General features: G+C 46.5%; 23 protein-coding genes. 3 read left to right on the top strand and 20 right to left on the bottom strand.

Annotated elements, in window-relative coordinates:
- Nucleotides 1-224: 224 nt before the first annotated feature.
- Complete coding sequence (locus ACJJI5_RS19135) at nt 225-800, bottom strand: hypothetical protein (RefSeq protein ID WP_445354966.1); 576 nt, start codon at nt 798-800, stop codon at nt 225-227.
- A gap of 575 nt (nt 801-1,375) precedes the next feature.
- Between ACJJI5_RS19135 and ltrA the strand changes: the two genes are divergently transcribed.
- On the top strand, nt 1,376-2,647 hold the full coding sequence (gene ltrA, locus ACJJI5_RS19130) for a group II intron reverse transcriptase/maturase (RefSeq protein WP_445354795.1): 1,272 nt from the start codon (nt 1,376-1,378) through the stop codon (nt 2,645-2,647).
- Nucleotides 2,648-2,696: 49 nt separating this feature from the next.
- On the opposite strand, the gene ACJJI5_RS19125 is transcribed toward ltrA, so the two are convergent.
- The gene (locus ACJJI5_RS19125) at nt 2,697-3,041 is read right to left on the bottom strand and encodes a hypothetical protein (RefSeq protein ID WP_444912234.1); all 345 of its coding nucleotides are present in this window, start codon (nt 3,039-3,041) and stop codon (nt 2,697-2,699) included.
- A 1,577-nt stretch (nt 3,042-4,618) separates the two neighbouring features.
- Between ACJJI5_RS19125 and ACJJI5_RS19120 the strand changes: the two genes are divergently transcribed.
- A complete protein-coding gene (locus tag ACJJI5_RS19120; protein WP_445354646.1) occupies nt 4,619-5,560 on the top strand; it encodes an IS110 family RNA-guided transposase in 942 nt (313 codons plus the stop codon).
- A gap of 28 nt (nt 5,561-5,588) precedes the next feature.
- On the opposite strand, the gene ACJJI5_RS19115 is transcribed toward ACJJI5_RS19120, so the two are convergent.
- From ACJJI5_RS19115 to ACJJI5_RS19060, 12 genes are all read right to left on the bottom strand, one after another.
- Entirely contained in the window at nt 5,589-6,023 is a 435-nt protein-coding gene (locus ACJJI5_RS19115; protein ID WP_413664623.1) for an FxLYD domain-containing protein, read from the bottom strand.
- A gap of 627 nt (nt 6,024-6,650) precedes the next feature.
- Complete coding sequence (locus tag ACJJI5_RS19110) at nt 6,651-7,049, bottom strand: hypothetical protein (RefSeq protein ID WP_413664624.1); 399 nt, start codon at nt 7,047-7,049, stop codon at nt 6,651-6,653.
- A gap of 255 nt (nt 7,050-7,304) precedes the next feature.
- The gene (locus ACJJI5_RS19105; protein WP_413664625.1) at nt 7,305-7,652 is read right to left on the bottom strand and encodes a ribonuclease E inhibitor RraB; all 348 of its coding nucleotides are present in this window, start codon (nt 7,650-7,652) and stop codon (nt 7,305-7,307) included.
- An 821-nt stretch (nt 7,653-8,473) separates the two neighbouring features.
- Complete coding sequence (locus tag ACJJI5_RS19100) at nt 8,474-9,199, bottom strand: SIMPL domain-containing protein (RefSeq protein ID WP_413664626.1); 726 nt, start codon at nt 9,197-9,199, stop codon at nt 8,474-8,476.
- 818 nt (nt 9,200-10,017) lie between these two features.
- Complete coding sequence (locus ACJJI5_RS19095) at nt 10,018-10,317, bottom strand: hypothetical protein (RefSeq protein WP_413664627.1); 300 nt, start codon at nt 10,315-10,317, stop codon at nt 10,018-10,020.
- Between the two features lie 953 nt (nt 10,318-11,270).
- The gene (locus ACJJI5_RS19090; RefSeq protein ID WP_445354965.1) at nt 11,271-11,777 is read right to left on the bottom strand and encodes a HEAT repeat domain-containing protein; all 507 of its coding nucleotides are present in this window, start codon (nt 11,775-11,777) and stop codon (nt 11,271-11,273) included.
- Nucleotides 11,778-12,557: 780 nt separating this feature from the next.
- On the bottom strand, nt 12,558-13,028 hold the full coding sequence (locus tag ACJJI5_RS19085; protein WP_445354964.1) for a hypothetical protein: 471 nt from the start codon (nt 13,026-13,028) through the stop codon (nt 12,558-12,560).
- A gap of 635 nt (nt 13,029-13,663) precedes the next feature.
- Nucleotides 13,664-13,840: a hypothetical protein gene (locus ACJJI5_RS19080; protein ID WP_445354963.1), complete on the bottom strand. Its 177-nt coding sequence runs from the start codon at nt 13,838-13,840 to the stop codon at nt 13,664-13,666.
- Entirely contained in the window at nt 13,837-14,379 is a 543-nt protein-coding gene (locus tag ACJJI5_RS19075) for a hypothetical protein (protein WP_282933996.1), read from the bottom strand. The genes ACJJI5_RS19080 and ACJJI5_RS19075 overlap by 4 nt, the downstream gene beginning before the upstream one ends.
- Before the next feature lie 821 nt (nt 14,380-15,200).
- On the bottom strand, nt 15,201-16,817 hold the full coding sequence (locus tag ACJJI5_RS19070) for an ATP-dependent nuclease (RefSeq protein WP_445354962.1): 1,617 nt from the start codon (nt 16,815-16,817) through the stop codon (nt 15,201-15,203).
- A gap of 33 nt (nt 16,818-16,850) precedes the next feature.
- Complete coding sequence (locus tag ACJJI5_RS19065) at nt 16,851-17,366, bottom strand: hypothetical protein (protein WP_445354961.1); 516 nt, start codon at nt 17,364-17,366, stop codon at nt 16,851-16,853.
- Between the two features lie 135 nt (nt 17,367-17,501).
- On the bottom strand, nt 17,502-17,957 hold the full coding sequence (locus ACJJI5_RS19060; protein ID WP_445354960.1) for a ribonuclease E inhibitor RraB: 456 nt from the start codon (nt 17,955-17,957) through the stop codon (nt 17,502-17,504).
- A gap of 713 nt (nt 17,958-18,670) precedes the next feature.
- On the opposite strand from ACJJI5_RS19060, the gene csrA reads away from it, so the two are divergent.
- Nucleotides 18,671-18,859, top strand: coding sequence for a carbon storage regulator CsrA (csrA, locus tag ACJJI5_RS19055; protein WP_445354959.1), 189 nt, complete (start codon nt 18,671-18,673; stop codon nt 18,857-18,859).
- A 101-nt stretch (nt 18,860-18,960) separates the two neighbouring features.
- On the opposite strand, the gene ACJJI5_RS19050 is transcribed toward csrA, so the two are convergent.
- The 6 genes from ACJJI5_RS19050 to ACJJI5_RS19025 form a co-directional block, all read right to left on the bottom strand.
- Nucleotides 18,961-19,365 (bottom strand): ABZJ_00895 family protein, encoded by a 405-nt coding sequence (locus ACJJI5_RS19050; protein WP_444935093.1) that lies wholly within the window; start codon nt 19,363-19,365, stop codon nt 18,961-18,963.
- A gap of 65 nt (nt 19,366-19,430) precedes the next feature.
- Nucleotides 19,431-19,985, bottom strand: a complete 555-nt coding sequence (locus ACJJI5_RS19045; protein ID WP_413664643.1) for a hypothetical protein — start codon at nt 19,983-19,985, stop codon at nt 19,431-19,433.
- 573 nt (nt 19,986-20,558) lie between these two features.
- A complete protein-coding gene (locus ACJJI5_RS19040; RefSeq protein ID WP_445354958.1) occupies nt 20,559-23,333 on the bottom strand; it encodes a valine--tRNA ligase in 2,775 nt (924 codons plus the stop codon).
- Between the two features lie 173 nt (nt 23,334-23,506).
- Nucleotides 23,507-24,427 (bottom strand): hypothetical protein, encoded by a 921-nt coding sequence (locus ACJJI5_RS19035; protein ID WP_445354957.1) that lies wholly within the window; start codon nt 24,425-24,427, stop codon nt 23,507-23,509.
- Nucleotides 24,428-24,451: 24 nt separating this feature from the next.
- On the bottom strand, nt 24,452-24,874 hold the full coding sequence (locus ACJJI5_RS19030) for a DNA polymerase III subunit chi (RefSeq protein WP_108732077.1): 423 nt from the start codon (nt 24,872-24,874) through the stop codon (nt 24,452-24,454).
- Between the two features lie 128 nt (nt 24,875-25,002).
- Nucleotides 25,003-26,469, bottom strand: a complete 1,467-nt coding sequence (locus ACJJI5_RS19025; protein ID WP_444892960.1) for a leucyl aminopeptidase — start codon at nt 26,467-26,469, stop codon at nt 25,003-25,005.
- Nucleotides 26,470-26,483: the final 14 nt, after the last annotated feature.

The following is a 26,483-nucleotide window of genomic DNA, read 5'->3' as shown; positions in this document are numbered from 1 at the left end:
AGCAATGACAGAGGTGATTTAACAGAAGTCAGTCGACGACATAGTAGTCTAATGCCAAGATGAATACCTTGGACATGGTGAAAGCCTGAGCCCAAAATCCATCAGTTAAAAAATAGGGCTAGGTTATCGATATGTTTTCAGTTGGATAAAGTTGAGGTAGCATAATGCCATGACACTCAACTCAAATGAAGAGCTGCTCGACACTATCACTGAGTAGAGATTCATTACGAACACCGGCCACGCCGGCTGGAGCCAATTGTTGGCCCTTGTTCTGTGTGGTTGCTTGACCACACCCTACCCGTAAGTTTGCAGTTTTTCTTGAGCCACCTACACGCACGGTTATAAATCTTTGAAACATCATCTCCCGAAATAGATGAAATATCTTTCCATATTGAACCAGGACTAGTATCTAAGAACAACCTTCCAGTAGGAAACTGAGGATTTGGCCTCATATCCCTTTCCCATTCGATGCATGAATAGGACTTGCTCCTCATTTGCCATAAATCCTTGCTAGGTCCAGTATCAATCAAGTTTGCAGATTCAATCAGAATCTCTTCTGCACGAGCATCAATTATTAGCCAATGGTTTGTATCATTTGTCTTGTAAAGAGCTGACTTATCCCAAGACGCAGGATAGAACCTATTAGCAACCCTGATATCAAACCTCTCTGATATGTATCTCTCGAGAAGAATTTCATCATCTTGGGTTAGAGAGATTTCTATTTGTTTACTCATAGTCTTTACGCAGAACGCCTGTATAAATTGTGCCGAAGCGGTAGCGTAGGCATCAATTTGATACATTTGGTACGCCCAGCATGGGCGTGAACTAATGGGGTGAAAGTCCCCTGTAGAAAGATCACCGTTTAATGGACTTCATTAAATGCCAACTACTAGCGAATGGCAACTGCAATACCGTGAGGTCTTGTGGGGAGGAAGCCGCTAGCAAAACTACGAGCTGACGAACAGAAACATCATATAAGGCTTAGCCTGGAGGCGAGGTAGCCAAGGATACCAAAGCCATGTGGTCTAACGGGTAGAGTAAATGATGCAGTTGTGTAGTGAAAGTTCACGTTCTTATCTGGGGAGATCTGTTTAGCTTGCTGCTGTGAAGCTGTCAGCGTGGCCGCTGACTCATAAGTAGGCCCAGCCCGCTAGCCACCATCGTGGGGTAGACAAAAATGGTGGGACACAGCGGCGCCTTGGTCAGTAATGATCGAGGTGATTAAACAGAAGTCAGCCGACGGCATAGTAGCCAAATGCCAAGATTAATACCTTGGACAGGGTGAAGGCCTGAACCCAAAATCCACGAGTTAAAAGACAGGGCTAGCCTACCGATATGTTGCCAGCCGGATATAAAATTGACGTAGCGCACTGCCATGACACTCAACTCAAATGAAAATCTACTCGACGCTATCCTCAGCAAAGAAAACCTCAATGCTGCATGGAAGCACGTTCGAGCCAATAAAGGTGCCGCAGGTATCGATGGGATTTCCGTTGATTATTTTGTGCAGCACTTCAAGGCAGTTGGGGATGAAATTATCGAAGCCATTCGGCAAGGTCATTACCAGCCGCTGCCTGTTAGACGCATCTACATTCGCAAGTCAGACGGTGGTCAGCGAGGTCTAGGGATACCTACGATTTTTGATCGTGTTATTCAGCAAGCAATCGCGCAAATCATCAACCCTATTTTCGATGTGACTTTTTCAGAGTTTAGCTATGGCTTCCGGCCAAAGCGATCACAGCATCACGCGGTGAAAAAGCTACAAAAGTATATCGAGGGTGGCAAGCGAATAGCGGTGGATGTCGATCTATCCAAGTTCTTCGATCGAGTGAATCATGACTTTCTCATGAGCTTACTCGGCCAAAGAATTAACGATAAGCGTTTACTCAAACTGATCGCAAGCTACTTGCGCGTAGGCTGGGTAGAAGATGGATGTTGGCAAGCGTGTTATGAGGGGGTGCCGCAAGGTGGCCCTTTATCGCCGCTGCTGTCCAATATTGTACTCGATCTGCTCGACAAAGAGCTGGAAAAACGCCAACACCTTTTTGTCCGCTATGCGGATGATTTTGTGATTGTTGTTTCCTCTAAGCGTTCCGGCGAACGGGTTATGGCTAGCATCAAACGCTTTGTTGAGCGCAAGCTTAAACTCAAAGTTAACGATGCAAAAAGCCAAGTAGTCCCGGTTAGTCGTTGTAAGTTTCTGGGTTTTTCTTTCCGTGGAGCAAAGCTTGTCTGGCATGATAAGTCACTGCGCCAATTTAAATACTGCGTCCGCCAGATTACAGGGCGATCTCGTGGTATTTCGATGGAAAAGAAACTGAAAGAACTTACCGTATACCTCCGTGGTTGGATCAACTATTTTAGGATAGCGCAAGGCTATCAAAAATGTATCGATCTTGACTGCTGGATACGACGGCGATTAAGAATGAGCTATTGGAAGAATTGGCGCAGAGTGAGAACGAAAGTTCGAAATTTACTGCGTATGGGTGTGAGTGAGTCGCTGGCAGTTACCTGCGGCTCGTCCGGTAAAAGTTACTGGCGAAGCGCAAAAACTGAGGGTATTCATATTGCGCTCAATAATGAGTTCTTCGAAGAGATGGGTTTGATTTCATTACGAGATCGTTGGGTAGAGATTCATTACGGATAGGGAACCGCCCATTGCGGACCCGCACGATGGGTGGTGTGGGGGCCGGTAGCTAGAAACTACCGGCTACCCGATTTCTGTGTTGATCCAGTTCGCAATAATAATTATAAACTGGACCAGGATTAATTGGATTCCAGCCTTCGTTTATTGCACTCTTAATACATGATTCAATTAACTTTGGAGTCACAGAGTTTGGATAGCTAGTTATTGCAACATCTGGACGCAGCCACTTGAATTCAACCGATAACGTAGAACCTTTTTGGCTATCTAATTCAATAGCAGCAAGCATTTTCCCACCTTGACAAGCTTGTGTGTAAGTAGGCCGGTCTCGTACGATCCAACGGTACGAATTTCCTTTTACTACAATTTTTCTACTTCCCTTTTTAGGTATACTCACGATAACTCCTTTGACACAGAGCACCAAGCTTGCACACGGAGGCGCGATAGCGCCAGAGTCGGGTGCAGCGTATTGTTAGACATTGATATCTGAAGTATTGTAACGTTCTCTACACACATATTCTTACTTCAACATCTCTTTCTTCAGGAGGCTCGATCATATCAAACTCTTCACCAGCACATTGAATTCTTTGATCGCCGTTAGAAGTAAGTTTCTTGAGTAATACTTCCATGTCAGCCTGGTCTATGACACGGAACTTGCCATCAACGTGGATCTCGTTGCTTTCTAAATGAAGAAGGTAGATAGCAACCGTCCGCTCTTTGATAAATTATTTCTAGGAGATCAAGCTTCTTTCTATAACTTTCATACACAACTCTAGATGAATCATCTTCATCAATATTAAGCCAGAATCCTTCGTATTTTTCTTCCATGACTACTTACGCATAACGTCGTGCTTACCGGCGAGTAAAAAGCGTGCTCTTTGCGAGTCCCAGCCTACGCAGTAGGCGGTCCGGTAAAGCACTTTGTTATGGCTTAGCCTGTACACACTAGCTCACGTTCTTGTACTATATTGCTGCCTTCAAAAATGAACTCGTAGATAAAGCAGCCCTCGACCGATTCATCGAAAAATCCAGGTTCCAACTCCAGAGTTGGCGAACACAACCGAGTTTGCTTCCCAGACGTATACCAGTAGTACTTTTTGGGTGTTTTGAAGAACGCCGACTCTTTTGGGATTAATTCCAAATAGACCCGCTGTGATTCAGAGGTTAGATCAACTAACTCCCACTTCTTTTTGTTATCGGGATTACCGCAATAATACCGGGCTCCCAATGAAGAGCAACCTCCCAACGTCAAGAAAATTACCAATAATAGATTGAGATTAGGAAACTTCATAATGATCCATAACGCTGAGTGAATCGGCTGTGTTGCTGCGAAGCAGTGCTTTTAGCGGTCCAGCTCGAAGGGCGATCATTGTAGGTGTTGTTAAGCATTTATTGCACTGTAACCGAGAATATTGCAATATAAACTAAGAATAACTGCCCTAGCCATGCAGGTCATTTTGAAAAATGAAGAAGCATGATGCCAGCGGCTGTTAATGACGACCCGAAGACAATGCCATATAAAGCGTACAGTCCCTCGGCTAGCCCGCATCCATCTGTAAATAGGAAGCAAGTATAACTATGGATATGCGCCAACACAGATACAAGAATTAGAATGCATCTTGTCGCAATTTTAAATTTGGAAATAGTATATTTTATATTTTACCATAGCTTTATTGCTTAATGCCTCAATGATGGGCCGGAGCACGCAGTGCGAAGATTCAGCACCACGGGGCGGCATTGATTGACTTGTATGGTTGTTCTTGCCCGATTCTGATGTTGAAAATCCTTTTCGTTAACGGGTAAATTGAGACCCACCTTCGGCGGCCACCGAAGGCCTTGTTTATCACAGTTCGCTGCTTGGCTGGTTCGTAAAAGACCGATAACAAGTATGAACGTGATAAGCACTCACTAGGCATAACTCGGATAGTCATGTGGGCCTCGAGCCCGAATAGCAAGGCGGAGATAGCTTATCTTATGGAACCTCAAGAGATCAATGTCGGTATCGATACCAGCAGTAAACAACTCGATATTTATGTGAGACCTACTGGCCAGTTCTTTAGTGTTGCCAATGATAAAAATGGCATTAAAGATGCCATTAAACAACTACAACCTCTTAAACCTCAAAGAGTATTAATAGAGTCTACGGGAAGGCTCGAGTTAGAGTTTGTTTGCGCCGCCGACAAAGCCGGATTACCTATTGTTGTTTGCAATCCGTCGCAGATAAGGAGCTTCGCTAAATCCGCAGGGCGCCTCGCCAAAACTGACAAGCTAGATGCAATGGATATTGCACATTTTGGTGAGGCCATGAAGCCAGGGCTGTCGGTGCCAAAACCAGAAAAACTTAGGGAGATCAGTGACTTACTGGCGGTAAGAAGTCAGTGTTTAGAGATGAGTACAATGCAAAAGAATCGGCTTCAGAGAATGCCGAAATCAGTACACAAACCTATACAGACCATTCTAAACACCATCAAGAAAGAGCTGCAAGGTATCGACAAGCAACTGGATAAACTGGTTAACAGTGTGTCCGAGTGGCGGCAAAGGCGTGACCTATTGTTGAGTGCCAAAGGGGTCGGAAATGTATTGGCCTATACGTTAATGAGTGAACTTCCTGAGCTAGGACAATTGAACCGTAAAGAAATCGCTGCACTTGTCGGTATCGCCCCGATGAACCGTGATAGCGGCAACTTCCAGGGCAAACGATATATTCGAGGTGGAAGGCATCGCGTACGCACGGTTCTTTTTGTTTCCATCATGTCGGCCATACAACATCATCCCAAACTAAAGCCCATGTATAAGCGATTAGTCGACGCTGGCAAACCTAAAAAGGTTGCTCTGGTTGCCTGCATGAGAAAGCAGATTACGATCCTGAATACAATGGTGAAAAACAACACCTACTGGGATGAAAGTATGGCTTAAAAACTTGACGAGTAACCATAGTCACTTGTTAAACGCGACGGCTCGCATAAGAAATTTCAATTGTATATGTATAATCTTTTGTAACTCTTTCTGGGAACACGCGATCACAAACTACACTAAAACTTTCGGTTGAATTTGCTGCCAGAAACCCTAGCTCCTTCTGACAGCGATCAACCTCGATACCACTTTTTAGAACGACCACATCAATGGTCACATTCTTCCATGAGTCTTCGGTGTTATTTTTGATGACACCGCCGATTATGTACTCTCGCATATCTCGAATATCTGAGTGATCACTGATTTCAAGCTCGTTGCCACCAGAGTACTGAATATATTCCTTTGAATAAAAGATGCGTTTTATCTTCTTCTCAGCCCTCTGACCTCCCTCTACGGCCAGAAAAACACCAATACCAAAGACAAAACCAAAAGCCAGCTTTTCTCCAATCCAGCGCATTATTCTCATATGATTCCTTACGTTTAACGTCTTTAGCATGCGAGCGCTTTTTGTGGAGCCGAAAGGCGGAACGAAAGTGGGTCGCGTGCCTGAGTTGGTTAAATGCTTTTACTATAACGTCTTTTAACATAGTAAAACACATTAGATGATAACCAAACCAGTATAAGTAAAATTAACATTTCACAATAGGTTAAGTCATACGAGGCCTCACCATCCATGCGGATAAACCAATGTAAGAAAGGAGGGGGACCAACGAAGCCTTGGTAAAACCAAAGCCTCCACCAAACGATAGAAGCAACAAACAAGCCCAATAAGATCAGTAATTGTATTCCTGTAGTCTTGATTCCTTTCTTCATTTCATTCCCGCTATTTAAAGCCTTCGGATTACGTTACAAAACAAGAAAAAGTGGCCAACGACGAACAGTACAATCGTCATCAAAATCATTGATCTGCTACTTGTCACATAAGTCAGAATAGCTGCGACGGTTAGCACCGCTATATCGAGTAACGAAATCCTAAAGCCTGGCTTGAATTGACTCATATAGAAATTCCAGTTAACGCTTTGCTAAAGGGCAGCCGAAACACAGTGTAGGCTGTCCGTGGAGGGCGCAGCCCGGAACGTATTTAAGCAACTTGTTAAGTTTTCAGGCGCGACAAATCTTCACAGACAGGTTCAAATTCTGAGAGAACTTCAATACATTCATTAGCAGTATAAATACAATAATGAACAATTGAACTTTCTCGATAAATATTACAGCTAAACATATGAAAACGCTCAATTAAATCCGATGCTTTTGTTTGCTGAAAAGTAGCGGCTGGATTACCTATCGTACTTTCTGGAGACAACAAAAAGCCTTCATCTACTCTGTGGTAGTACATCGGGCCAGCCAGAGGAAATCTCACTCGTAATGCTTGCTTATTCGAGATCTTGTCACAGTAAGCCTCTAAAAGTATTCGAAAACCCTCCGAATCGTCATGGATTGCTTGAAACGAAAAATCTCGATACTCAGGAAATGGGTTCCAGCTTAAATTCATAATATTTCCGTAAACTTAACGCCTCAAACACCGGCTTGGTAGTGTGAAGGCCTGAATCTAAAATCGATGAGTTCAAAGACAGGGTTCGCCTACCGGTATGTTTTCAGTTGGATAAAGTTGAGGTAGCGCAATGTCATGACACTCAACTCAACTCAAGCGCTGCTTGACACTATCGTACGGATAGGAACCGCCCATTGCAGACTCGCACGATGGCGGGTGTGGGGGCCGGTGGCTAGAAACTACCGGCTACTCGATTTAGGATTGGGTTTGTGCACAACAACCCCAGCCGTTAAGAACACCATCAAAGAGGCTTGAAATACATACCATGAGCCCCGAGACAGAAGTAATAATGTTCTGGTTAATAGGCATATTTATCACCACTGTTACACGATGAGCCCCATCATGCTCGCCTTCAAGAGTGGCGTGTCCATAGTTATAGTCATTTATGAACTCGCAGATTAGTTTCGCTTTTTCTTGAGTTGGAGCTTCAATAAGAAAGTCTACATCTCTGTGTAGATCGAAGTTATCTCCCTGAGAATTCAACAAATTTAATACGTCAATATCAGCTTCTGCTGCATCCATCATCTTTTCAATTACTGACATGTTCTACCTTTAGTCTAAAAGCCTAGCGCTCGCATTTTCAGCTGGTTTGAAGCGCAGCGGAAAAACAGTCCGGCAGCATGCGCTTGGTACGCCCAGCATGGGCGTGAACTAATGGGGTGAAAGTCCCATGCAGGAAGATCACCGTTTAATAGGCGCCATTAAATGCTAACTACCAGTGAATGGCAACTGTAATACCGGGAGGCCTTGTGGGGAAGAAGCCGCTAGCAAAACTACGCGCTGGCAAATAGAAACATCCTATAAGGCTTAGCCTGGAGGCGAGGTGGCCAGGGGCACCGAAGACGGATGATCTAGCGAGTAGAGTCAGTTATGTAGTTGTGTAGTTGTGTAGTGAAAGTTCACGTTCTTATCTGGGGAGATCTGTTTAGCTTGCTGCTGTGAAGCTGTCAGCATGGCCCCTGACTCATAAGTAGGCCCAACCCGCTAGCCACCACCGCGGGGATAGACAAAAGTGGTGGGACATAGCAGCGCCCTGGGTCAGTAGTGGTCAGGGTGATTAAGCAGAAGTCAGCCGATGGCATAGTAGCCAAATGCCAAGATTAATACCCTGGACAAGGTGAAGGCCTGAACCTAAATCCTTGAGCTGAAAGACAGGACTAGCTTACCGATATGTTTCCAGTCGGATAAAGTTGAGATGGCGCACTGCCATGATACTTAGCTCAAATGAAGACCTGCTCGACACTATCGTTGGGTAGAAATTCATTACGGATAGGGAGCCGCCCATTGCGGACCCGCATGATGGGGTGTATGGGAGCGGTAGCTAGAAGCTATCGTCCCCCGATTTACACTTTTTATCACTTAAGCTAGTTAAGTTCATATATTGCGGTAATTCTTTGTCCCACTTTAATATATTCCGGCACCGCCATAACTAAGTCCATACCGTAAGAATCTGCGGCCATAGCCAGTGCATATTCTTGGGGGTTGTACTCTAAGGAAAATATAGCGTACGCCTGACCAAAGTTTTCCTCCGTAGTTATACCATATACACTTTTTACCTTTCTAGATTGGGCTTGGGCAAGAGCATTAGCTTTTTTCCGAGCTTTTACACTAAGCTCAGTTATCATTTTCTCTTTGTACTCTTCTTCTTTAGACGTCTCAAAGAATGCATCTATATTTTGAACTCCATCTAGCCGGATCAGTTCATTCATAAGGCTGGGGTATTTATCGAGGTTCGTTAACCTCAAATTGAATCCTTGCTGTACCTCATAACCCAAAACCTCCAAATTATAAGCTCCGTCTTTTCTAGCGCGCTTTGTGTTTTTATCAATTTGGGTTGACTCTAAGCTTGAAATGAGTACCCCATGCTTTTTAAGCGCCTCCAACATCAGTGCTGAGGATTTTGTTAATTGCTCCATAGCTCTATTAGAGGATTGTTCGTAAGCCAATATACTGAAGCGTACTTTTACTACATCGGGCTTTACCTTTTGCTCAAGTTTCTCCGTGACAATAACGAACGGAAAGTTAGGTACTGGATTTGCAGTAACTGCCAATGACATAGCAAGCGTTAAAGCCAAAACAATAAATTTCATGCACGATTCCTTTTTGAGTTTTAACGCCTCAATCACCCGCAGCCGAAACATAGCGAAGTGAAGTATAAGCTGTCGGACGCCGAAGGCGCGTAGTTAATTGACTTGGTACGCCCAGGACGGAAGTGGACTAATGGAGTGAAAGTCCTCTGTAGGAAGATCACCATTTAATGGATTCTATTAAATGCTAACTGTTAGCGAATGGCAACTGCAACATCGTGAGGTCTTGTGGAGAGGAAGCGGTTAGCAAAGACGAACAGAAACATCCTATAAGGCTTGGCTTAGAGGCGAGGTGGCAAAGGACACCGAAGCTGGGTGACCTAACGGGTAGAGTCAATGATGCAGTTGTGTAGTGAAAGTTTACGTTTTTATCTAGGAAGATCTGTTTAATTTGCTGTTGTGAATCTGGCAGCGTGGCCGCTGACCCATAATTAGGTCCAACCCACTAGCCACCACCGTGGGGATAGACAAAAATGGTAGGACATTGCCGCGCCTCGGTCAGTAATGGCTGATGAGCTTATTAAGCTAAAGCCGGCAGACTGCATAGCAGCGCCCAATGCCTAGATGAATAGCTTAGACACGGTGAAAGCCTGAACCTAAATCCATGAGTTAAAAGGCAGGGGTAGCCTACCGATATGTTTTCAGCTGGATATAACGTTGAGGGAGAGTACTGCCATGACAATCAACTTAAATGAAGAGATGCTTGACTCTAGTGTTGGGTAGGGGTCTATTACGGATAGCGAACCACCCATTGCGGATCCGCATGATGGGTGGTGTGGGGGGCGGTAGCTAGAACTACTGGCTACCCAATTTAGCTTTGATTACTCGCAAAATTCGTCTTCATTGAGTTCAGCTGCAGAAACACCTTCCATTCCAGCTAGGCGATAGATATTAATTAACAAGTTCACGAAACCCTTTGCAACCCAAGAGTCGCACATGTACTCGATTTCCACGGAATTTCCATCAATATTCCATTCCTGAGGCTCCAACTGTTCTTCCAAAGTTAACTGCTCATCTAACCACTCTCTCTCACCTTCATCATCCGTTATCTCAAGCAGCTCACGGATACCTTCTCCCAACGACGAGATCGCATTGATAGCACCCTCAGTATCCATGCTCATAGTTCCCTCCTCGAGAAAGCTCTCAATTTTAGACCTTTTATCTTGAGGAACATTGAAATTAATTGTTATGTAAAATTCTGACATTTTCTTATATCTTTAGGTTTGACGGATTATGTGGATGTGAATGCTAGCGCCGCAATCAGTCGCGGCTTATTTTATATACTTTTTGCGCGTAAATGGGAGCGTAGCAGCCATACAAAAGTACATAAAGTAAGATGTCGGTGGCATTGATTGACTTGGTACGCCCAGCATGGTTGTAAACTAATGGGGTGAGAGTCCCATTCCCATGTAGGAGGATCACCATTTAATGGGGTCCATTAAATGCTAACTACTAGCGAATGGCAACTGCAATACCGTGAGGTATTGTGGGGAGGAGGCAGCTAGTAAAGCTATGAGCTGACGGACAAAAACATCCTATAAGGCTTAGCCTGGAGGCGAGGTGGCCAAGGACACCGAGACTGGGTGATCTAACGGGTAGAGTCAGAGATGTAGTTGTGTAGTGAAAGTTCACGTTCTTATCTGGGGAGATCTGTTTAGCTTGCTGCTGTGAAGTTGTTGGTGTGGCCGCTGACTTAAAAGTAGGCCCAACCCGCTAGCCACCATCGCGGGGATACACAAAAGTGTTGGGACATAGCAGTGCCTAGGTCATTAATGACCAGGATGATTCAACAGAAGTCAGCCGACGGCATGGTAGCCAAATGCCTAGATTAATACCTTGGATAGGGTGAAGGCCTGAACCCAAAATCGATGAGTTCAAAGACAGGGCTAGCCTGCCGATAGGTTTCCAGTCGGATAAAGTTGAGGTTGCGCGCTGCCATGACACTCAACTCAAATGAAGAACTGCTCGGCTCTATCGTTGGGTAGAGATTCATTGCGGATAGGGAACCGCTCATTGCGGACCTGCACGATGGGTGGTGTGGGTGTCGGTAGCTAGAAGCTAGCGGCTACCTGAGTCAGACATATTTTCCGCGTATTTTGATGTTTCTAAGTGTTACTTCTGCCTTCTCAACCACAAACTTGCTTTTATCAGTAAGCATCTTTTTAATTGCATCTATTTCTTCATCCCCAACAAAATCCATAGCGATAAATGAACTTAAGACATCACACCTTACAAATTCATTCTCATCCTCTAACTTGCTAATTAGAACTTTGTTTATCCTAGGATCTGACGGAGATATTTTTGAAAGAGCCATTACGGCCGATTGACGAACCGCCAAGTAAGGGTGATTACAAAGCTCAATTATTCTCTCGATCGCTTGGTTGGATCTAGAGCATAATGCCCCTAAAGCTCCTATTACCCAAAACAGTATTTTTTCATTCTCTGTTTCTAGTGCTGAGGTTAGAGCAACTACGTCTACTGCAGAATCAGTGTTTAGACCACCGAGAGCAAGCGTAGCTTCCTTCTTTTGCTTTTGGTTACCGCGTGTCAACCAATAAATCCACTGCTCTGTTTGATTCATAATAAATGCCTAATAACTGCCAGCACAGGCCGAAGCATGGAGGTCCAGCCCCTGTAGTGGGTGATAGTGCCTTGCCTTGGTACGCCCAGTATGGGGGGACTAATGGGGTGAGAGTCCCCTATCGGAACATCACCGTTTAATGAGTTCCATTAAATGCTAACTACTAGCGAATGGCAACTGCAATACCGCGAGGTCTTTTGGGGAGGAGGCCGCTAGCAAAGCTATGAGCTGACGGACAGAAACATAATATAAGGCTTAGCCTGGAGGCGAGGTGGTCAGGGACAGCGAAGCCGGGTGATCTAACGGGTAGAGTCAATGATGCAGTTGTGTAGTGAAGGTTCACGTTTTTATCTGGGGAGATCTGTTTAGCTTGCTGCTGTGAAGCTGTCGGCGTGGCCCCTGACTCATAAGTAGGCCCAACCGGCTAGGCACCATCGCAGGGATAGACAAAAGTGGTGGACATAACAGCGCCTCGGTCAGTAACGATCAGGGTGATTAAGCAGAAGTCAGCCGACGGCATAGTAGCCTAATGTCAAGATTAATACCTTGGATATGGTGAAGGACTGAGCCCAAACTCGACGAGTTAAAGGGCAGGGCTGGCCTAGCGATATGTTTCCCGTTGGACAAAGTTTAGGTAGCGCACTGCCAAGAAACTCAACTCAAATGGAGAGCTGCTCGACACTATCGTTGGGCAGAGATTACGGATAGGGAACTGCTCATTGAGGACCCGCACGATGGGTGGTGTGGGGGCCGGTAGCTAGAAACTACCGGCTGCCCGATTTATGAGTTGACTAGCCATGACTCAATTCTATTAACTAACTCATCTTCGTTATAGCCATTAATTTCGCGAAATATCTTTTTTTGGATATTGTTGAACTTTTCACCAACCGATCCACCTGAAAGGTAATTTCTGATAACTGAAGAAGAGGTAAAAATTACACCATTATCAGAATGCCCTTCGCCAGATATTAGCCACATTAGATTAGCTTCAAAATAATTGGGAGCTTTAGAAATTATCTCTGGCTGAAACCCTCCGCCGCTAGAACTTCCAAAGCCTAAGCGACCATGAGATTGCTTGTGGTATTTCACCTCAAGAAAAAATAAGGCTGGATTTTCACCATTACGGCAAATAAGAATATCGACGGCCTTTTTATTTTCGAAAAGAACCAAATCAGGATGATTATGACATATTCTGGTTTCAATCAAGCCTCGAAGGTAAGACTCAAATTCGCTTTCATTTTCAAATTCCACACTTAATCTCTCAAAGACACATAATGCCCACCTCAACTGCCGGAGGTCAGATTGCAGGCGCTTGGTTGGACTATTGGGGTGATGGTCTCCTGTAGGAGGATCACCATTTAATGGGTTCCATTAAATGCTAACTAACTACTAGCGAATGGCAACTGTAACACCGAGAGGTCTAGTGGGGAGGAGACCGCTAGCAAAGCTACGAGCTGACGAATAGAAACATCCTATAAAGCTAAGCCAGGAGGCGAGGTGGCCAAGGACATCGAGGCCATGTGCTCTAACGGGTAGAGTCAATGATGGAGCTGTGTAGTGAAAGTTGACGTTCTTATCTGGGGAGATCTGTTTAGCTTTCTGCTGTGAAGTTGTCGGCGTTGCTGCTGACTCAGAAATAGCTCACTGCCATGATACTCAACTCAAATGAAGACTTGCTCGAGACTTTCGTTGGGTAGGGATTCATTACGGATAGGGAACCGTCCATTGCGGACCCGCACGATGGGTGATGTGGGGGCCGGTAGCTAGGAACTACCGGCTATCCGATTTAGCGCTGGGGTGGGCCCTGCGGTTTTGATTTAATCGGTAAAGAATGCAGTTTTTGGGCGATCTTTCTTTTTGCTTCTTCTTCCGATTTAGCCTCTTTATCACTTTTTGTCGTTTGTTGGTTCATCATCATCCTCAATCTCTTCAGTTAGTGTCTCTGTTGATCCGACAACCGATGGTTCATCATTTATGTATGTTGGGTTATCTTGAAGAATCTTCTTGGCTCTCTTTCTAAGCTCTTCAGGAGTTAATGGTTTTTTTCTTTCGTTCTTGCTCATGAGATGGCCTTCACAAGATAGTGCTTGTGATTCTTTTCACTAGCAGCTTTGCTGTATGTATATCCGAATGACGAATAGTATTCGATCAATTTTTCATCAATTGGGTCAATTATGCGTAATTCATCAGCTCCAATAACATTTGCATACAGCTCGGCAACTGAGATGGTTATAGGAACAATCCGCCCTCTAAGAGGGCTTGAAGACGGCCTAGATTCGATAAATTCTAGGCGAAGTCGTGTGCCTGCGTAGCTAGGTCTACCTAAGCTTAGGCCTGCAAGGGTATTTCCATACCAGGTGGCCAGTTCAAATCGCTTGGGGTTTCTATATGAATAATCCTGATAGCCGCTATCCCAAGGCCAATCAACTCGCCTATTAGGGTCTTCATCCCATAGCTTTGCCTGCATTAGGGCTTTTTGACAAATGTTACTGAGACGAATGTTGTTTCTATCGGTATAGGGAAGCTCTTTCAATATGGCGTCTCTAGCCATTTCTCTAAATGATTCATATCGCCTTTCGGCATCCTGATGTGTTGCTAACATGTTTCTTCCTTGTGATATTCGCTAGCGGCCCTTCAACTGTCGGAGGCTATTGGCACCTATTATGCAGCTTTTCCTGCAAAAAAGGTGACAGGGGTCGGAGGTCAAATTGCAGGCCCTTGGTACGCCCAGTTCGGGAGTGGGCTAAAAGTCTCCCGTAGGAAGGTCACCGTTTAATGGTTTCAATTAAATGCCAACTACCAGTGAATGGCAACTGCAATACCGAGAGGTCTTGTGGGGAGGGGGCCGCTAGCAAATACGAGCTGATGGGCAGAAACATCCTATAAGGCTTAGCTTGGAGGCTAGGGGGCCAAGGGCACCGAAGCCGGGTGATCTAACGGGTAGAGACAATGATGCAGTTGTGTAGTGAAAGTTCACGTTCTTATCTGGGGAGATCTGTTTAGCTTGCTGCTGTGAAGCTGTCAGCGTGGCCGGTGACCCATAAGGCCCAACCCGCTAGCCACCATTGTGGGGATAGACGAAAGTGGTGGAACACAGCTGCACTTCGGTCAGTAATGGCCGAGGTGATTAAACAGAAGTCAATCGACGGCATAGTAGCCAAATGCCAAGATTAATACCTTGGACAGGGTGAAGGCCTGAACCTAAACTCCACTAGTTAAAAGACAAGGCTAGCCTATCGGTATGTTTCCAGGTGGATAAAGTTGAGGTGGCGCACTGCCATGACACCCAACTCAAATGAAGAACTGCTCGACATTATCGTTGGGTAGAGGTTTATTACGGATAGGGAAGCGCTCATTGCGGGCCCGCACGATGAGTGGTGTGGGGGCCGGTAGCTAGAAACTACCGGCTACCCGATTTAAGTTTCAATATGCCAATTCCCAGGCGGTAACTAGAGTGTTAAACACTATCTGCATTTCATTCTCGAATTGCTCTTTAGTGATTTGATCGCCTACGCGTCTTGATAGCCTTGTCTTTTGCTTTCCGCTCATTCTAGATACTTGCTCTTCCGTACGCTTCCAATCCTGATGGTCTGGATAACACTCTTCAAGTGAACCATGCTCTAGGACAATTATTTGCCCTCTATCGTTAAAGGTTTTGAAGCTCTTTATGAAATCATCAAATCCAGCTTGAGCCTTATTAGTAGGAGAATCGCACAAAACCACCATTTTCTCTTCAAAAATTGACTTCTCAAGCGGTTTAAATGCCTTTTTGATAGCATTGATAGAACGTTTTGCTTGATGAGTATCACCTTCGGCTGAAATCACTTGAATACTTGGCTTATCTGAGTAGAAACGGCGAATAACTCTGGTTAACAATTCGACTTCACTAGGACCCTCTACAATTATGAAGTTGCGAGGTAATAGTAAATCCGCAGGGCTTCCGCCCAATAATTCAAAAACTACGTACGGTTTATCAAATGTATCTACAGATTTAAATTTAGTAACATTATCCTCTTTTTCGACTTTGAATATTTTTTGTGAGGAATGTTCATCTGCTACGAATACAGAAGAGTGTGTATTTATAAACACTTGATCGAGGTCTTCACAAAGTTCCAACAAAACATTTTTTAGCTTTCTTTGTGCTGTTGGATGTAGGTGTAATTCAGCTTCGTCTATGAAGAAAAGAAATGATTTTCCTGCATCATCACGATTTTTTCTATACTCTGCATAAGCTTGGATTATTGCGAGCATAAGTGCTCGCTGCATACCATCACCTTTCTCTGATGCGTACGTTTCGACACCATCATCTACCCTTGTTTGGAAGTTCTTCAGTAAATCGTCAAACTCAGGGCTAGTTACCTCGAAGCTAACCTTTGTGCATTCTGCGAACTGTTTTTCTAAGTGCGTCTTTACACTATATCCAAGTTTATCAAATTCGACTTTTACGGCAGAATTTTCATTATCGAATAACTCATCGAATTTACTTCTAAAGGCACGATACTGAGGATCATCTTGAAGGATCTCTTCCAATACAGAAGAAAGCATTATTCCAACAGGAGTTTTAGATGAATATTTTGCAACCTCATCAAAATATTGTTTCGTGTGAATATACTCGAATTTAGGTAAGAAATCGTTGAGCGCTTTATCAAAGCCTGCGGGATTTTTGGCTAATTCCACACCTCCGATAGTTAGTTTTCTTTTGGTGGGTTCATTGCTTGTTCTTTTTACAGAAAGTGAGTCGTTACCATCTAAAACGTTTAATATCTTCGTTTTATTGGCTTCGTTCCGCATATTCTCAGCGCCATGCTGGGCGCCTTCAAATTCAATCTCAATAGAAATTTCTTTTGAAGTATTTCTATTGGGGTGTAAATCTTCTAGGGGTTTGCCTTTTGGTAATCCTTTGAAGAACCATTCTACAGCTTCAAAAAGGTTTGTTTTCCCTGCATTGTTTTGACCTACGAATACATTGAAATCATTTAAATCAAAAACTGCACTTTCAATTGATCTAAAGTTGTTGATAGTTACTTTTGATATCTTCATCGTTCCCTGAACCTTAATTTGAAACTTAACGCCTCAATCAGCCGATACGTTAACGGTCGGTTGCATTGATTTGTTATGTGATTCTTCGATCTTACTAATTTCGCCCAAATCAAACTCCGGATGATATTGACAGACAAAAGCCAATATAACCGTTCGCGCCTTTACTATGATCTGATACGCTGGTTCAGAATCTGCAAATTTACCGGAATGAACAATGCCGTTTCGAACCCTATTTATTTCACCTATATCGTTAGAAAGTTGCTTAAAGGTTTGCGCATAGTTCTTCCCTTCAACAGCGGGCAATATCAATTTCTGAAACTTTCCTTGTAACCCATTTGCCCATAGCATTAAATGACTTACAAAGGGTTTGTCAATACCTTTAGTATTTTCTAGTTCTTCACGAACTACTAAATTCGACGCGATTTCAGCTGCTGTAGCCGCCCTTACGATAGAGCTAGACCATTCCCCACGTGAATACAAGCCGGAAAGTTTTTTCCAATTTGATTGAATTTTTTCAACGTCTGTTCGGTCTTCGTATTTTTTACTCATATATGACATTCCGACACCATGTCGCATAACGCCCGCTTCAGCCGGGCCAAACGCGAAGCGGCTTTTGTGTTATTGACTGAGCGCAGCGAGTAACGCAAAAAGTGCGTCGCGGTTGGCCTCGGTTGCAAGCGCTTGTTAGGTACCGTTCTGCGCGATACATCCCCAGCCTTCGACTTCAACCCCATATAATTCACCAATGCAAGTCATAAAGCCTGACACGCAAAGCAGGATGTTTTGAGTTACAGGCATATCTATTAGTACTTGCACTATGTATGGCTGTTCTTCATCAATAAAATTCGTTGTCCCGTACTGAAAATCACCCAGAAAACCCGCTACAGTGACTGCTTTTTCCTTACTGTCGCACTTGAAGGTGAAATCTACTTCTCTGAATTTACTAAAGTCATCACCGCTGGAATCTAAGCGGTGAAGAACATCAGTATCCGCTTCTGTAGCTTCCATTAATTTAGAAATTATTGACATAATTCGAAGGTTACCTAACAGTGTATTCAAAAGCAGCCACATTATATCACTAGTCAAGATATCCCAAGAGGAGAAAACCGCTCTTGCCAGAAAAAACAAATAAATCAACATGTTAGTCAGCAATGATGGAAATTTACTCTAGTGGATATATTGCGGCTGCTCTTGATCTTCGAAATGGATAACACTGAATGTATATAAAAGCAGCAAGTTGAAGCAACTAGGTATGATCTATTGTTTCTGGATTCCAAAATGAAAGGCGAGGGAGAATACCAGTCTTAACGGCTATTTTTATACGCAACCGAAATTTCCAAAGCGTGAGCAATAAAAAATATAGGCACAAAAATAATCTTGTTGGATTTTATTCAGTTTGTTTTAGTGTCAAAGCTGCGTAAAATCGGTGGATATTTATCGGTATTTGGATCGATATTGAACAGCCTTCTAAAGGCCAATGATCAAAGAGATTCGAGAGAATTAAGAATTTTCTAAAAACCATTCCCTCAAAGGAGAACGGTAGCGTGACGTAAAAGTAAGTAAAAGGCGCTGACCCAAGGTGCGCTAACACCTGGGGCCAGCTAACCAAATTGATACTCTAACTATCAAAATGGCTATATGGATCATACGCTAGAAACCCGCTCGTCTTCAATAAAGTGGAGTCCATTCAGCAGTTTGGGGCGTGTCCCTTGGCTCTGGAAGCGTTGCGTCTGCCTTTTCTACCTCTATGCCTACCGTTCTCGCGCCCCACCCGATACTTCCCTAAAAGTTACTTTCGAGTCCTTCCATTAAGGGGGGGCTACGCATGGTTTGAGTACTAATAGGAAACAAATATGTTGATCTTAAAGCGCCGGACGGGTGAAAACTTACGGATTGGAGCGAACGTCTCAATTACAGTATTGGAAGTTAAGGGTAATCAGGTAAAGATAGGTATACGTGCCCCCAAATCTCTACCTGTTCACCGTGAGGAAGTCTATAGACGTGTTCAGAAGGAGGGGCTACTGGGGGATGGAGTTGGTTGAGATTTCAGTGTGCACGAAGCAGCGGCGCGCGTTGGTGCATCCAGTAGGGGAGGCAAAACCAAAGCGAAGCGGCGGTTTTGGCGTCCCTCTGGCTGGTCTTCTTAACTCTCTATGATGCCTTGCTTAATTAGTGTTTTTTTCGCAAACCCTACGAAGAAATAGATAGCGACTGCATGAATAGCTCCGATAATCGCAACTGAGAACAAAAGAACTGAACCGCTTACTTCATGGCCAGATTCGGAAAGTGCGATAGCTCCGAAAATAGCTTGAATAAGCATGTTAATTGCGATGAGGCCAATCACTACCCTGGTTTTTTCACTTTTATTGAAATAGCGACGATTCTTATTCGCAAAAGAAGAACATACCCAAAATATCGTGCCTAATAATATTCCGATATTTACGCCGCTACTACTGCTAAGGCCAAAATAGTTAAGTGTAAATCCTACGATGAAAATCAGTGTTATATAAGTTAAAGCGAACCGGGTTAATACTCCTCGAATGCTCATTACTTCTCCTTGTGTAGTTAATGCCAGGTTCAGCGGAACGTACTGCAACCATTTGTTATGATTTGCTATGGAAAAATACAGTTACAACTTTCCTTTTGTATAGAATTTACTTCCATGTGATCGTGTAACTCATTATATAGGTTTACACCTTTGTCTATTTCTTCCTGGGTAATGTTCATATTGAGATACTCTCGACAATACTCAACATGTTCCAATGGGTCTTGACCGGAGAGTTGGATAAACGCAAGCTGTTCGTACATTTGCGGCCCTAAATCTTCAGTATGCTCAGTTCCTAAATCATCCATAGCCCCCCAGCAACCACCTTTGGCTGCGTAAAAAACTAGCTCTCTGGCTTTCGTCTGTAAATCCTTGTACGGTTTTCCGTCTTCCTTGAGTTTTCTAGCTTCATCTCCTAGCATTCGACCGTACAAGTGCATCCCCTTTACAGAGCCAAGTTCAGAAGCACGTTTTGCTACCTTTTTCACCTCACCCGGATATAGTCGGTCTAATACTTCTTCGAATTCATCTTCATCATCATACTCACATGCATCAAGTTCCCAACCGAGACTTTGTAACTTTGACTCAATCTCTTTTAGGTCTGTGATTTGCTCATAACTCATAGTTTATGACTCCCCCTTATTTGAAACATGGCATTTATATAGTAATCATTCTGACCACTATTATGATGATTACTATTCTGGAATCAATCTAACGAAGAAGTACGTAAGAACCTTGAGGGATCAATAAATCACATACAAACCGGAACTCTTGTCCCAAGTTCAAAAATAATTAGTTTGGTCACTATCCCCAATGAATAGTTTTTCTCTAACTCACTATTAGACCTAGAGTTTTCAATCAATCAGAATCTTTGTATAAAAAATAACAGTCAAACCGATCGGAAATCATGTTGATTTCTTATCAGGTACTTAGGAGGGTTGAAAGATTGAGCGTAGCTTGAAGCGTTTTAGCGCGCTTTAGGTCGTATACCACTTCGGTAAAGCTGATTTTGGCGCTGACAAACCCATAGGCGATGCAGGTACATTGAGTACATACTCAGGTTCTGAAGTTGATAGAAAATCGAAAGGCACTAGGGCTAGAAGGGGTCGTTTGATTTATGTCAAAAAAAGAAAAGGGGGCAGAGCCCCCTTTTTTAAATCAGATCCACTCTTTAATGACGCGGATTATCAGAAGCCTTAAAGATTACTGATTTCCTCAAGTTGCTGTTGCAGGCGCTCGTGAGCACCTTTCATTTCTGCAAGCTTGTCCTTTTCCTTGGCAACAACGGCTTCGGGGGCTTTGTCTACGAACTTAGGATTGTTGAGCTTGCCTTCAACTCGTGCGAGTTCTTTGGACAGTTTATCAATCTCTTTTTGCAGACGTGCGCTCTCGGCTTTAACGTCGATCAGGCCAGCCATGGGTACCAGCAATTCCATATCGCCTACCAGGGCGGTGGCGGAGGCTGGTGCAGCTTCTCCACTTTCCAACCAGGTGATTTCTTCGAGGCTCGCCAGTTTGATCAGCAGGCTGCGGGCTTGCTCCAGCAATTCTTGGTCACGGCTGGAACCGCCACGCAGGATCAGTGGGATTTTCTTCGCTGGGGAAATATTCATTTCACCGCGAATATTACGCACGCCTTCAATAACCTGCTTCAACCAGGCAACGGCCGCTTCAGCTTCCTCGTCGATCTTGCTGTTATCTGCTTCCGGGTACTGTTGCAGCATAATGGTGTCACCGTTGGAGCCGGCGAGGGTTTTTACACGCTGCCAGATTTCTTCGGTGATAAACGGCATCAGTGGGTGGGCCAGACGCAAGATGGTTTCCAGTACGCGGATTAGGGTACGGCGGGTGCCTTTCTTCACTGCGTCGGAGGCGTTGTCGTCCCACAGTACCGGCTTGGACAGTTCCAGATACCAGCTGCAGTATTCGCTCCAAATAAAGTCGTACAGGGCCTGGGAGGCGAGGTCGAAGCGGTAGGTGTCCATGGCTTCGCGTACGGTAATCTCGGTGCGCTGCAGCTGGGAAATAATCCAGCGGTCGGCGATGGTCAGTTCAAAATCCGTGCTGCCGTCCTGTCCGCAATCGTGCTCTTCACAGTTTTGCAGTACGTAGCGGGAGGCATTCCAGATCTTGTTACAGAAATTACGGAAGCCTTCGATACGGCCCACATCAAACTTGATGTCGCGGCCGGTGGAAGCCAGTGAGTAATAGGTGTAGCGCAGGGCATCGGTACCAAAAGCAGAGAAACCTTCGGGGAAGTCCTTGCGGGTTTGCTTCTCGATCTTTTCGCGCAGGTGCGGTTGCATCAGACCAGAGGTGCGCTTCTCTACCAGGGTCTCTAGGTCGATACCGTCGATCAGGTCGATGGGGTCGATCACGTTGCCCTTGGATTTGGACATCTTCTGGCCGTGGTTGTCGCGCACCAGGCCGTGTACGTACACGGTGTTAAACGGTACTTCCTTCTTGAAGTAGAGGGTCAGCATCATCATGCGCGCGACCCAGAAGAAAATAATATCGAAGCCGGTAACCAGTACGGAGCTGGGGTGGAAGGCTTTCAGTTCTTCGGTATCTTCTGGCCAGCCCAGGGTGCCGAAGGTCCACAGGCCGGAGGAGAACCAGGTGTCGAGTACGTCGTCGTCCTGGCGCAGGCTGATATCGGCGCTCAGGTTGTGCTTCTCGCGCACTTCCTCTTCGCTGCGGCCAACGTAGACTTTGCCTTCGTTGTCGTACCAGGCGGGGATGCGGTGACCCCACCACAGCTGGCGGGAAATACACCAGTCCTGGATATCGCGCATCCAGGAGAAGTACATGTTTTCGTAGTTTTTCGGTACGAACTCAACGCGGCCATCTTCAACGGCGGCGATGGCTTCATCGGCCAGGGGCTGGGTTTTCACATACCACTGATCGGTGAGCCAGGGCTCGATCACCGCACCGGAGCGGTCTCCGTGAGGTACCTTGAGGGTGTGGGGCTCTACTTTTTCCAGCAGGCCGAGGGCGTCCAGGTCGTCGACAATCTGGGTGCGCGCGGCAAAGCGCTCCATGCCTCGGTATTTTTCCGGCACTGCGTCATTCAGGTGGGCGTCGGCATCGAGGATGTTAATCATCTCGAGGTTGTGGCGCTGGCCCATTTCGTAGTCGTTGAAGTCGTGAGCTGGGGTGATTTTTACACAGCCGGTGCCGAATTCTCGATCGACGTATTCGTCGGCAATAATCGGGATTTCGCGATCCGCCAGGGGCAACTTGATGGTCTTGCCGATCAGGTGCTGGTAGCGCTCGTCTTCCGGGTGTACGGCTACGGCGGTATCGCCGAGCATGGTCTCCGGGCGGGTAGTGGCAACTACCAAGTGGCCGGAGCCGTCGGAGAGCGGGTAGCGGAAGTGCCACAGGTGGCCCTGCTTCTCTTCGTTTAATACTTCCAGGTCGGAGATCGCGGTGTGGAATTTCGGGTCCCAGTTCACCAGGCGCTTGCCGCGATAAATCAGGCCGTCTTCATACAGTTTGATAAAGACTTCCTGCACCGCTTTGTAGAAGCCGTCGTCCATGGTGAAGCGTTCGCGGGACCAGTCGGGGCTGGCACCCAGGCGGCGCAGCTGGCGGGTAATGGTGCCGCCGGACTCTTCCTTCCACTCCCAGACCTTCTCAATAAACTTGTCGCGGCCCAGGTCGTGGCGGGATACGCCTTCGGCGCCCAGCAGGCGCTCTACCACCATCTGGGTGGCGATACCGGCATGGTCGGTGCCCACTTGCCAGAGGGTGTTGTCTCCCTGCATGCGGTGGTAGCGAATCAGGGCGTCCATGATGGACTCCTGGAAACCGTGGCCCATATGCAGGCTGCCGGTGACGTTCGGCGGCGGGATCATAATGCTGTAGGGCTTGGCCTCAGTATCCCCGGAAGGCTTGAAGTAGCCGTTCTCCTCCCAGGTTTTGTACCACTGCTGTTCGATGGCGTTGGGCTGGTATGTTTTGTCCATGCGGGCGGGAAACCTTGTGTTTAACTGACTGCGTGCACAGCGTTTTGGCTCAGGATAGTCTGGTGCTTGCTCGGGCTGCGCGGAAAAGGCGGCAATTATACCGCCGGGGTCTGGTGGGCAAAAGGCGGTATTTGAGCTTAGGGAGTTATTCAGAGGCTCCCTTAGGCCGTCTCTTAATCCCAAACGCCGAGCTCGTCGACCACGTGTTCTATTTGGGCGCGCAGGCGGCGCTCCAGTTTAGGCAGCTGCTGGGCGACGAGTTGTTCGATCAATTCCTGGCGCTGGCGCTCTTTGGCGGAGGGCTCAGGGTCTGCGACCGGATCTTCTTCGGCGGCTTGGGCCTCAGTGCTTGGAAGTTCAGCTTCTTCCTTTACTTCAGGGGCCGGGGCCGCTGTTGCTGGAGCTTCTGCTTCTGCTTCTGCTTCTGCTTCTGCTTCCGGGGCCGGGGGCACTGGGGTTTCGGTTACTTGGGTATTTTCTTCAACTGGCAGGGGCCGTCCACCGGTGAGGCGGGAGCGAATATGATTTGGCAGGAACGGGTTTTCCGCCCGGGGCTCCGGCTGCGGTTCGGGCTCTCTCTCCTGTTGGGACTCTGGGAAATCTTCAGTTTTGGTTTCCCGGGAAATCTGCTCTAACGGTGTTTCAACCGGTTTATCTTCAGCGGGCTTTTCTTCGATTTGCCCGGTTTCTGCGGAAGCTTGTGGTTCCTCATCCTCTACAGCCAGCTCTTGAAGCGGGCGCAATAGAGCCAGGTCAGACTCTGCCAGCGACAGGGATTGCTGGGCCAGCATCTCTTCTTCAACCGGTGAAAATAAAATCGGCAAGTCGATATCTTCCAGTGAGGTATCGATATCTTCGAACTCACTGGTAGCTGGTGTCCCACTGGGTTTTGGTATGTCGGCAATAGTGGGAAGTGTGGGGGGCTCAGGGGTTACAGGATTACCCTGCTTGGCCACTTGGCTGAGCACGGGGATTTCTTCATTGTTCTCGTCGGTGACAAGCAAGTTGTGCAGTGAATTAAGTTCATCCAGAAATTCACTGGGCTGCTTGCGCTGCTGTCCGCGGTGCTTGTGTTTGTTTTTTTTGCCGGACATGACTCTCGGACGTAGTTAGAGGCTCTAATTGATCTTATGGGATTGTAACGGATATCCGCGATCGCGGAAGTGACCAAATCGCAATCGGGACCGTTTTAATGGTTCCGGTTGTTGGATCACAACTTCTGCCAAGCGTTCAAAGCGGCTAAACCACTTGGGTACTTTGGAGCAGAGATTGATCAGTAAGCCGTGGTGATCTGCGGGGTCTTCGCCGCTGTTAATTTCTATTTGCGCCTGTTGGTTTTCAGTTTGCGGGGCGTGGGGCAGAAAACTGTCCTCGCGAAATGTCCACAGCAGTTGATCCATCTGCTCCGCCCGTTGCGAGTCGTCCACCGCGATTAATACCCGCATACCCGCGCGGAAGGCTTTCTCAGCCAGGCGGCAGGCAAAAACATCGGCGTGTTCCGGTTGGTCGGAAGAGAGAATATAGAAATCAATGCGAGTCATTTCAGATACTGGTCAAATAATCCCGGCCATATTGATACGCCGCCAAAAACAAAAGCGGTCCATTAATTAATGGACCGCCCGGCGGCCGGGCACCGATGGTGCCGGCGGCTATTGTGCGCTTTGGCTACTTATTTGCCCAGTAGATATTCAACCAGTAGAGGAACCGGACGGCCGGTTGCACCTTTCTGTGCGCCGGACTTCCAGGCACTACCGGCAATATCCATATGCGCCCATTTGTAGTCTTTGGCAAAACGCGCCAGGAAGCAGGCAGCGGTTACTGAACCGGCTTCGCGTCCACCGATGTTTTGGATATCGGCAAAATTGGAATCCAGGGAGGACTGGTACTCGTCCCACAGTGGCATTTGCCAGGCGCGGTCGCCAGTAGTTTCGCCAGCCTGGAGAAGGCTCTTGGCCAGTTCTTCGTTATTGGCGTAGAGACCGGTGGCGTGATGGCCCAGGGCAATAACACAGGCACCGGTGAGGGTGGCGATATCAATCACTGCGCTGGGCTTGAACTTGGCTGCGTAGGTGATCGTATCGCATAGAACCAGGCGGCCTTCGGCATCGGTGTTGAGGATTTCGATGGTTTTGCCGGACATGGAGGTCACAACATCACCGGGCTTGCTGGCGCGGCCGCTGGGCATATTTTCAGCAGCGGCAACCAGGCCTACAACGTTGATAGAAGGCTGCAGTTCAACCAGGGCGTTCATTACGCCGAAGACACTGGCGGCACCGCCCATGTCGTATTTCATTTCGTCCATAGCCTGGCCCGGCTTGATGCTGATGCCGCCGCTATCGAAGGTGATGCCTTTACCGACCAATACCACAGGTTTTTCGCTGGCCTTGCCACCTTTGTAGTTCATGGCAATCAGCGCGGGGGGCTCGTCGCTGCCTTTGGAGACGCTGAGGAAAGCACCCATGCCCAGGGCTTTCATTTTCTTTTCGTCCAGCACGCTGGTGGTGAGCTTTGCATGTTTTTTAGCCAGCGCCTTCGCCTGGGCAACCAGGTAGTTGGGGGTACAAATATTGCCTGGGAGATCCCCCAAATCACGGGCGACATTGCTGCCCAGTGCTTGAGCGGCACCCACTTCCATGCCGCCTTGAATAGCTTTCAGCTGCTTTTTCTCTGGAGCGTGGATGGTGAATTTCGCCAGGGGCAGGGGCTTTGCATCGGTGCGGGACAGGGTGTAGCGGTAGCTTGCCAGACCGGCGGCCATGGCGATTTGCTGTGCTTTCCAGCGATTATCGGCACCTTCAACCTCTACTTCGCAGAGGTAGCTCGCGGCCTCTTTAAAGTTCTTTACTCCATTGGCACTGCTGGCTGCCAGCTTGCGGAAATCCGCTTGGCTGATGGTGCCTTTACCGGTGCGCACGACCAGAACGCGCTCGCTGGGAACGTCGATAAGATTGATCAGCTGGGTGCTGCCGGATTTGGCTCCCAAGTCCCCGCGCTTGAGGATTTTTGCGATCATTCCCCCAGTCAATTTATCCAGGCTTTTGCCACTTTCGCTGAGGTTATTTTTGGCATCTGCTGAAATAATTGAGCAGGCGCTGCGTTGTTTACTGATATCTGCAACCTTGGCGGAGAACTGCATTTTTCGCTTTCCTT

The organism is Microbulbifer maximicatervae (SeqCode) (assembly GCF_052467955.1).
Note: the sequence above shows the minus strand (reverse complement) of the source record. Positions and strands in the feature narration are given on the sequence as shown.

Bases quoted from the DNA above. Each gene is read 5' to 3' on its own strand.
- ACJJI5_RS19135 (WP_445354966.1), bottom strand. From the start codon at position 800: ATGTATCAAATTGATGCCTACGCTACCGCTTCGGCACAATTTATACAG.
- ltrA (WP_445354795.1), top strand. From the start codon at position 1,376: ATGACACTCAACTCAAATGAAAATCTACTCGACGCTATCCTCAGCAAA.
- ACJJI5_RS19120 (WP_445354646.1), top strand. From the start codon at position 4,619: ATGGAACCTCAAGAGATCAATGTCGGTATCGATACCAGCAGTAAACAA.
- ACJJI5_RS19115 (WP_413664623.1), bottom strand. From the start codon at position 6,023: ATGAGAATAATGCGCTGGATTGGAGAAAAGCTGGCTTTTGGTTTTGTC.
- ACJJI5_RS19110 (WP_413664624.1), bottom strand. From the start codon at position 7,049: ATGAATTTAAGCTGGAACCCATTTCCTGAGTATCGAGATTTTTCGTTT.
- ACJJI5_RS19105 (WP_413664625.1), bottom strand. From the start codon at position 7,652: ATGTCAGTAATTGAAAAGATGATGGATGCAGCAGAAGCTGATATTGAC.
- ACJJI5_RS19100 (WP_413664626.1), bottom strand. From the start codon at position 9,199: ATGAAATTTATTGTTTTGGCTTTAACGCTTGCTATGTCATTGGCAGTT.
- ACJJI5_RS19095 (WP_413664627.1), bottom strand. From the start codon at position 10,317: ATGAGCATGGATACTGAGGGTGCTATCAATGCGATCTCGTCGTTGGGA.
- ACJJI5_RS19090 (WP_445354965.1), bottom strand. From the start codon at position 11,777: ATGAATCAAACAGAGCAGTGGATTTATTGGTTGACACGCGGTAACCAA.
- ACJJI5_RS19080 (WP_445354963.1), bottom strand. From the start codon at position 13,840: ATGAGCAAGAACGAAAGAAAAAAACCATTAACTCCTGAAGAGCTTAGA.
- ACJJI5_RS19075 (WP_282933996.1), bottom strand. From the start codon at position 14,379: ATGTTAGCAACACATCAGGATGCCGAAAGGCGATATGAATCATTTAGA.
- ACJJI5_RS19070 (WP_445354962.1), bottom strand. From the start codon at position 16,817: ATGAAGATATCAAAAGTAACTATCAACAACTTTAGATCAATTGAAAGT.
- ACJJI5_RS19065 (WP_445354961.1), bottom strand. From the start codon at position 17,366: ATGAGTAAAAAATACGAAGACCGAACAGACGTTGAAAAAATTCAATCA.
- ACJJI5_RS19060 (WP_445354960.1), bottom strand. From the start codon at position 17,957: ATGTTGATTTATTTGTTTTTTCTGGCAAGAGCGGTTTTCTCCTCTTGG.
- csrA (WP_445354959.1), top strand. From the start codon at position 18,671: ATGTTGATCTTAAAGCGCCGGACGGGTGAAAACTTACGGATTGGAGCG.
- ACJJI5_RS19050 (WP_444935093.1), bottom strand. From the start codon at position 19,365: ATGAGCATTCGAGGAGTATTAACCCGGTTCGCTTTAACTTATATAACA.
- ACJJI5_RS19045 (WP_413664643.1), bottom strand. From the start codon at position 19,985: ATGAGTTATGAGCAAATCACAGACCTAAAAGAGATTGAGTCAAAGTTA.
- ACJJI5_RS19040 (WP_445354958.1), bottom strand. From the start codon at position 23,333: ATGGACAAAACATACCAGCCCAACGCCATCGAACAGCAGTGGTACAAA.
- ACJJI5_RS19035 (WP_445354957.1), bottom strand. From the start codon at position 24,427: ATGTCCGGCAAAAAAAACAAACACAAGCACCGCGGACAGCAGCGCAAG.
- ACJJI5_RS19030 (WP_108732077.1), bottom strand. From the start codon at position 24,874: ATGACTCGCATTGATTTCTATATTCTCTCTTCCGACCAACCGGAACAC.
- ACJJI5_RS19025 (WP_444892960.1), bottom strand. From the start codon at position 26,469: ATGCAGTTCTCCGCCAAGGTTGCAGATATCAGTAAACAACGCAGCGCC.